We start from the raw sequence: 4,563 nt of genomic DNA, 5'->3' as shown, positions 1-4,563 counted from the left end.
TCCACGCCGTCGCGCAGCTGGGCCCACCGCTCCGCCATTTCCTTCCGCTGGTCAAGGAAGCTGCGCTCGCGGGCGGGCAGGAAGTCGGCCGCCGGCACCGACAACGCCTCACGCAGCTGGCCAAGGGCCGGCTCCTGGCACAGCTCTTCCACGGCGAAGGCCGTCAGCGGCGGTTTCGCTATCGGCCGCCTGGACGACGGGGGCTACCTGACGATCACTGGCCGCAAGAAGGAGATCATCATCACGGCGGGCGGCAAGAACATGGCCCCCGCCCTCCTGGAGAACTGGCTCCGCTCCCACCCCCTGATCTCCCAGCGCCTCGTCCTGGGCGACCGCCGCCCCTACATCTCCGCCCTGATCACCTTGGACATGGACGGCGTCAACCGCTGGCGCCAGATGAACGGCAAGCACCGGTCCCGGCGGAACTCCTCGTCAACGACGAGGAGTTGAGGGCCGTACTGCAACGGGCCGTGGACGAGGCCAACAAACTCGTCTCCCGCCCCGAGTCCATCCGCCGCTTCACCATCCTCCCTGTGGACTTCACGGAACAGGCCGGCCACCTCACCCCGTCGATGAAACTGCGGCGCGAGGTGGTCATGCGGGACTTCGCGCAAGAGGTCGAAGGGCTGTGCGAGAGGTGAACATGTGCTTTCCTGCGCTGGAACGAGTAAGAGACAGTGGGGAAAGCAGGGGCGGTCGTGGGGGCGATGGGGCGTGGGCAGGGGCTCGACGAGCTGCTGAGAGTCGTACAGCGGTGCGGGCAACCGGGGGAGGCGCTGGAGTGGCTGCGGCGGTGGACCGGGGCGGAGGTCGCCTGGATCGGCGCCGGAGGCCTCGGGAACGGGGTCGTCGCGGCGACGCCGGGTTTTCCGGGTGAGGTCGTAGAGGCACTTCAGGCGCAGGTGGAGCGGCTGGCCGACGGCAGGCTCGCCGCGGCCACGACACGGGTGGGCGAGCTGGAGGTGCGCCTGGAAGCGTTCGGCAGGAGTGAGCCGCGTTCCGTGCTCGTGGCGGTCAGTGCGGCGGCGCTGTCGCGGGAGGCGGCGGCACTGGTGTCGCAGGCCGGCGGGCTGCTCCGGCTGCTGGGCGAGGCGTCCCGGGCCGACGACAGCGCCCGCGGTTACGAGGAGAAGGCGCGAGCCCTGCGCTTCGCGGTGCTGACCGCGCTGATGACCGGGGACGTCACGCTGGCCCGGCGGATGACCAGCTGGGACGTACCGCCGCTGCTGGGTGCCGAACGCGTACGGGTCCACCTGCTGCACTGCCCTCCGTCCGATCGCGACCGGCTGGCCACAACCTTCCAGGACGCCTCCGGCTACCACGGCCGCGGCCTGATGGTGCACTGCCCGGCGTTCAAGGAGCACCTGATCTGCCCGATCGCCGAGGACGCCGACCCGGACGACCGGCTGGAACACGGACAAGTCCTACGACGACTGGTCCGCGAGAATCCCGGATACGCGCTCGGCGTCAGCAGATCCCACCCGCTCACCGCCCTCGCGGCAGCCTACGGCGAGGCCCTGCACGCCCTGGCCGTCGCCCGCAACTCCCCGGACCGGCTGGCGGCTTACCGGGGCCGGCCCCTCCTCGTCGACGTGCTGCCCCGCCCGGCGGCCACCGCCTGGGCCCGCGCCTACGTCGCACCGCTGCACGCCGAACCGAAACTCACCCGGGACATCACCCGCCTCGCCGTGACCTTCCCCAGGACCGCCGTCGCCCGCATGCTGCACGTCAGCCGCACCACCGTCGCCGCGCACTGCGGCCGGGCGGAAAGAGCCCTGGGCCTCGACCTCGGCGACGTCCGCGCCCGCGCCGAACTGGACCTGGCCCTGACTCTCACCGACCTTCCCCCCGACCCCGCGGCCGGACCTCGGCAGGTCCCGCCGACCCTCGCCGAACTCCTCCGCATCGCCCCCGCCACCGCCTGGGCGGAGGCCTTCCTCCAGCCCCTGCGGGACGTACGGCACCGCGATCTCGAAGCCACCGTGCGGGCGTGGATCGACCACAACACCGACGCCCAGCGGACGGCCGAGGCCCTCGCGCTGAGCCGCAACACCATACGGGCCCGCCTCCGAACGGCCGAACGCCTCCTCAACCGGGACCTGTTGACGACAGGCTCGGGCATCCACGACGTCATCCACGCGATCGTGGCCACTGGACACCGTGCACACTTCGGTGACGAAAGTGGCCAACGTGCACCGTGGTCCAAATGTGACGCCGCCGCCTAGCTTGCTCCCAGGGCCGAACGGCCCGTGAGTTCCCAACCTGGGGGTTTGATGAACAAGTTCCGCATCGGGGGGATCATGGTCGCCGCGGCGGCGATGGTCGCGATGGCCGGTTCGCCGGCTTCGGCCGGCACGAGCGTCAGCTCATGGGGCCAGAGCAGCAGGACCGAGTGCGACTACAGCTCTAAGGGCACGTTCGACGACTACGGCGAGCACTTCTACCTCACCGACCTGTGCGCCGACGACATGTCCGCGGTGATGAAGGTGGACGTGGCGCCGTACCAGTCGAACGGCGGTTACGACTTCACCATCTGGAACCCGAACAAGGCCGGCAGCACGGTGGACGTGAACAAGAGCTACGCCGAGGGCACGGGCATCTGCATCCAGGCGGGTCAGGGCGAGTACAGCTCCGGCGAGTGGGGTCTGTGGGGCTACTGGACCTGCGGCGTCGCCTGACCCCTTGCGGTCACTTCCCGACCTGGGCGAGGAAGTCCGCCCAGGTCGGGGGAGCGTGACGTACTCACGCCGAGTCGATCACCTCGGTGTTCTGGCACCACCCGAGTGATGGCTTCAAGGTTGGTTGAGGTCAAGGCCATTCCAGCCGAGTAGTGGCCCTTGACTTCCCAAGACCCTCGCGCGACATTCCCGTCCCCTCGTTCGTTCCCGTCATTCATTCCGAGCGGACTGGAGTGGCCATGACCACGAGCGCGAACTCCGCAGGACATGCACCTACCGGGGCCGGACTCCTGGTCGCCGCCGACTGGCTCGCCGAAGCCGACACCGCCGGAGGAAGACTGCGCGGACAGCTCACCGAACGCATCCTGCCGCTGGGAGGACTGCTGTAGCCCGCCGGGCCCGCCGTGCTGGCGTCACCCTCGCGCGCCACCCGTACCCCTGACGTTCACCCGCGCTCCTCCCGGGCCTGCTGATCGCCGACGAACAAGGCCATCGCCGCCTCGCTGTTCTGCACAGGAGCCCTGGCCATCGGCACCGGATCTAAACGGAACGTGTCATTTCCTCGGGCGCCGCCCGTGCGTCCCCCGGTCGACGCCCCTGCAGAGGCTCCTGGGTCGGCGCCGCTATGAGGCCTGCGGCCAGCCGAGTTCCTTGGGCCCGTAGTGGGCGGCTTCCGTTCCTGTCATCAAGGCCCAGTAGCGATCTCCGTATGACCAGTGCCACCACTCTGTGGGGTAGTTGACCAGGCCGACAGCGGTGAGCGCTGTGCTCAGGATGTCCCGACGAGAGCGAGCCTCGCCGCTGATGTTGTCGGCATGCATGTAACAGGCGCCCATGCTTTCCTCGGGAGTCGCATTCATACGGGTGCCCATGTCGAGTTCACGGCCGTCGGCATCTGCCAGTGTCAGGTCAACGGCTGCGCCGGCGCTATGCGGTGCGATCTCGGGCGGGGACACGTAGCGGCTGGCTGCCGAGCGGACGTGCTCAGCGGACCATTCCGGATGATCAGCCCGTAGTTGGGCTGCGTATTTGTCGAAGTAGTGACGTTGAAGGGACGGAGGGCGATACCCCTCGACGAACAGCAGCTTTATCCCTTGCGGCAACTGCTCCTGGGCTTTGAGGAGTCGATCGAGCACGCCTTCCCGTAGGTGGGCGAAGGCGCCAGCGGAGTCCTGCCATTTCCGCTCGTCGACCAGCAGGGGGCTGTCTCGGCGGACATCCACAAGCCGTTCACCGCACTCCTGGACCGGCACGGCTGCGACCTTCGGGTCGGACATCAAGATGATCTCAGTCATGACGTGATCATCTCGTGGGTCTCAGTCTTGTTGGCCAGCTTCGGATCATCTGGTGCCGTTGTTGGGTGTTTTGAACGTTCGCCTCGGGCGGTCCCTTCATGATCATTAGGCTGCTGTCATGGCTGAGGTCGAGAGCGCGGCAGTCGTTGAGGCTGACAGTCGGGAACTCGCGGCCGCATGCGGACGCTTCCCCGGGCTGTTCCGCCGCCGGCACCCTGCGGCTGGCAGCAGGGTGCCGGCGGCGGGTACCGGTCAGTCGGCGGGGGTGAAGGTGACCGGGGCGTTGGGGCAGCCGGCGGCGAGGTCGGTCAACTTCTGCTGCTCGATGGGGTCGATGGCCAGCGCCCAACGGAGTTTGATCGCCGTCCAGTCGGCCACGTAACGGCAGACCACGGCGTCGTTGGGCAGCCACTCGGCCACGTCCTGGTCGGCCTTCTGCCGGTTGGACCGCGCGGTCACCGCCACCAGCGCCCGCTCTTCGCCGAGGTCGTTGGCGTACCGCTCACGGCGCGTGCTGGTCCAGCCGGAGGCGCCTGAATCCCACGCCTCGGCCAGCGGGACCAGGTGGTCGATGTGCCACTGACAAAGAT

General features: G+C 68.7%; 5 protein-coding genes and 1 pseudogene. 4 read left to right on the top strand and 2 right to left on the bottom strand.

Translation table 11 applies throughout. The features are described 5' to 3' along the window. The 4 genes and pseudogenes from ACTWQJ_RS46780 to ACTWQJ_RS46765 form a co-directional block, all read left to right on the top strand. Positions 1-641, top strand: a pseudogene (locus ACTWQJ_RS46780) (hypothetical protein); the annotation flags it as partial. Positions 642-707: 66 nt separating this feature from the next. Next, complete coding sequence (locus ACTWQJ_RS46775) at positions 708-2,225, top strand: helix-turn-helix domain-containing protein (protein WP_443312470.1); 1,518 nt, start codon at positions 708-710, stop codon at positions 2,223-2,225. 48 nt (positions 2,226-2,273) lie between these two features. After that, positions 2,274-2,678 (top strand): hypothetical protein, encoded by a 405-nt coding sequence (locus ACTWQJ_RS46770; protein WP_443312469.1) that lies wholly within the window; start codon positions 2,274-2,276, stop codon positions 2,676-2,678. Positions 2,679-2,917: 239 nt separating this feature from the next. Next, on the top strand, positions 2,918-3,067 hold the full coding sequence (locus tag ACTWQJ_RS46765) for a hypothetical protein (protein ID WP_443312468.1): 150 nt from the start codon (positions 2,918-2,920) through the stop codon (positions 3,065-3,067). Between the two features lie 234 nt (positions 3,068-3,301). Here ACTWQJ_RS46765 and ACTWQJ_RS46760 read toward each other — a convergent pair whose 3' ends face one another. Together ACTWQJ_RS46760 and ACTWQJ_RS46755 are read right to left on the bottom strand one after the other, a co-directional pair. Beyond that, a complete protein-coding gene (locus ACTWQJ_RS46760; RefSeq protein ID WP_443312467.1) occupies positions 3,302-3,973 on the bottom strand; it encodes a M15 family metallopeptidase in 672 nt (223 codons plus the stop codon). 252 nt (positions 3,974-4,225) lie between these two features. Next, a partial coding sequence (locus ACTWQJ_RS46755; RefSeq protein ID WP_443312466.1) for an HNH endonuclease family protein occupies positions 4,226-4,563 on the bottom strand: 338 nt, incomplete at its 5' end.

The organism is Streptomyces sp. KR55 (assembly GCF_052245645.1).
In the GTDB taxonomy this organism is placed as follows: domain Bacteria; phylum Actinomycetota; class Actinomycetes; order Streptomycetales; family Streptomycetaceae; genus Streptomyces; species Streptomyces flavusporus.
Note: the sequence above shows the minus strand (reverse complement) of the source record. Positions and strands in the feature narration are given on the sequence as shown.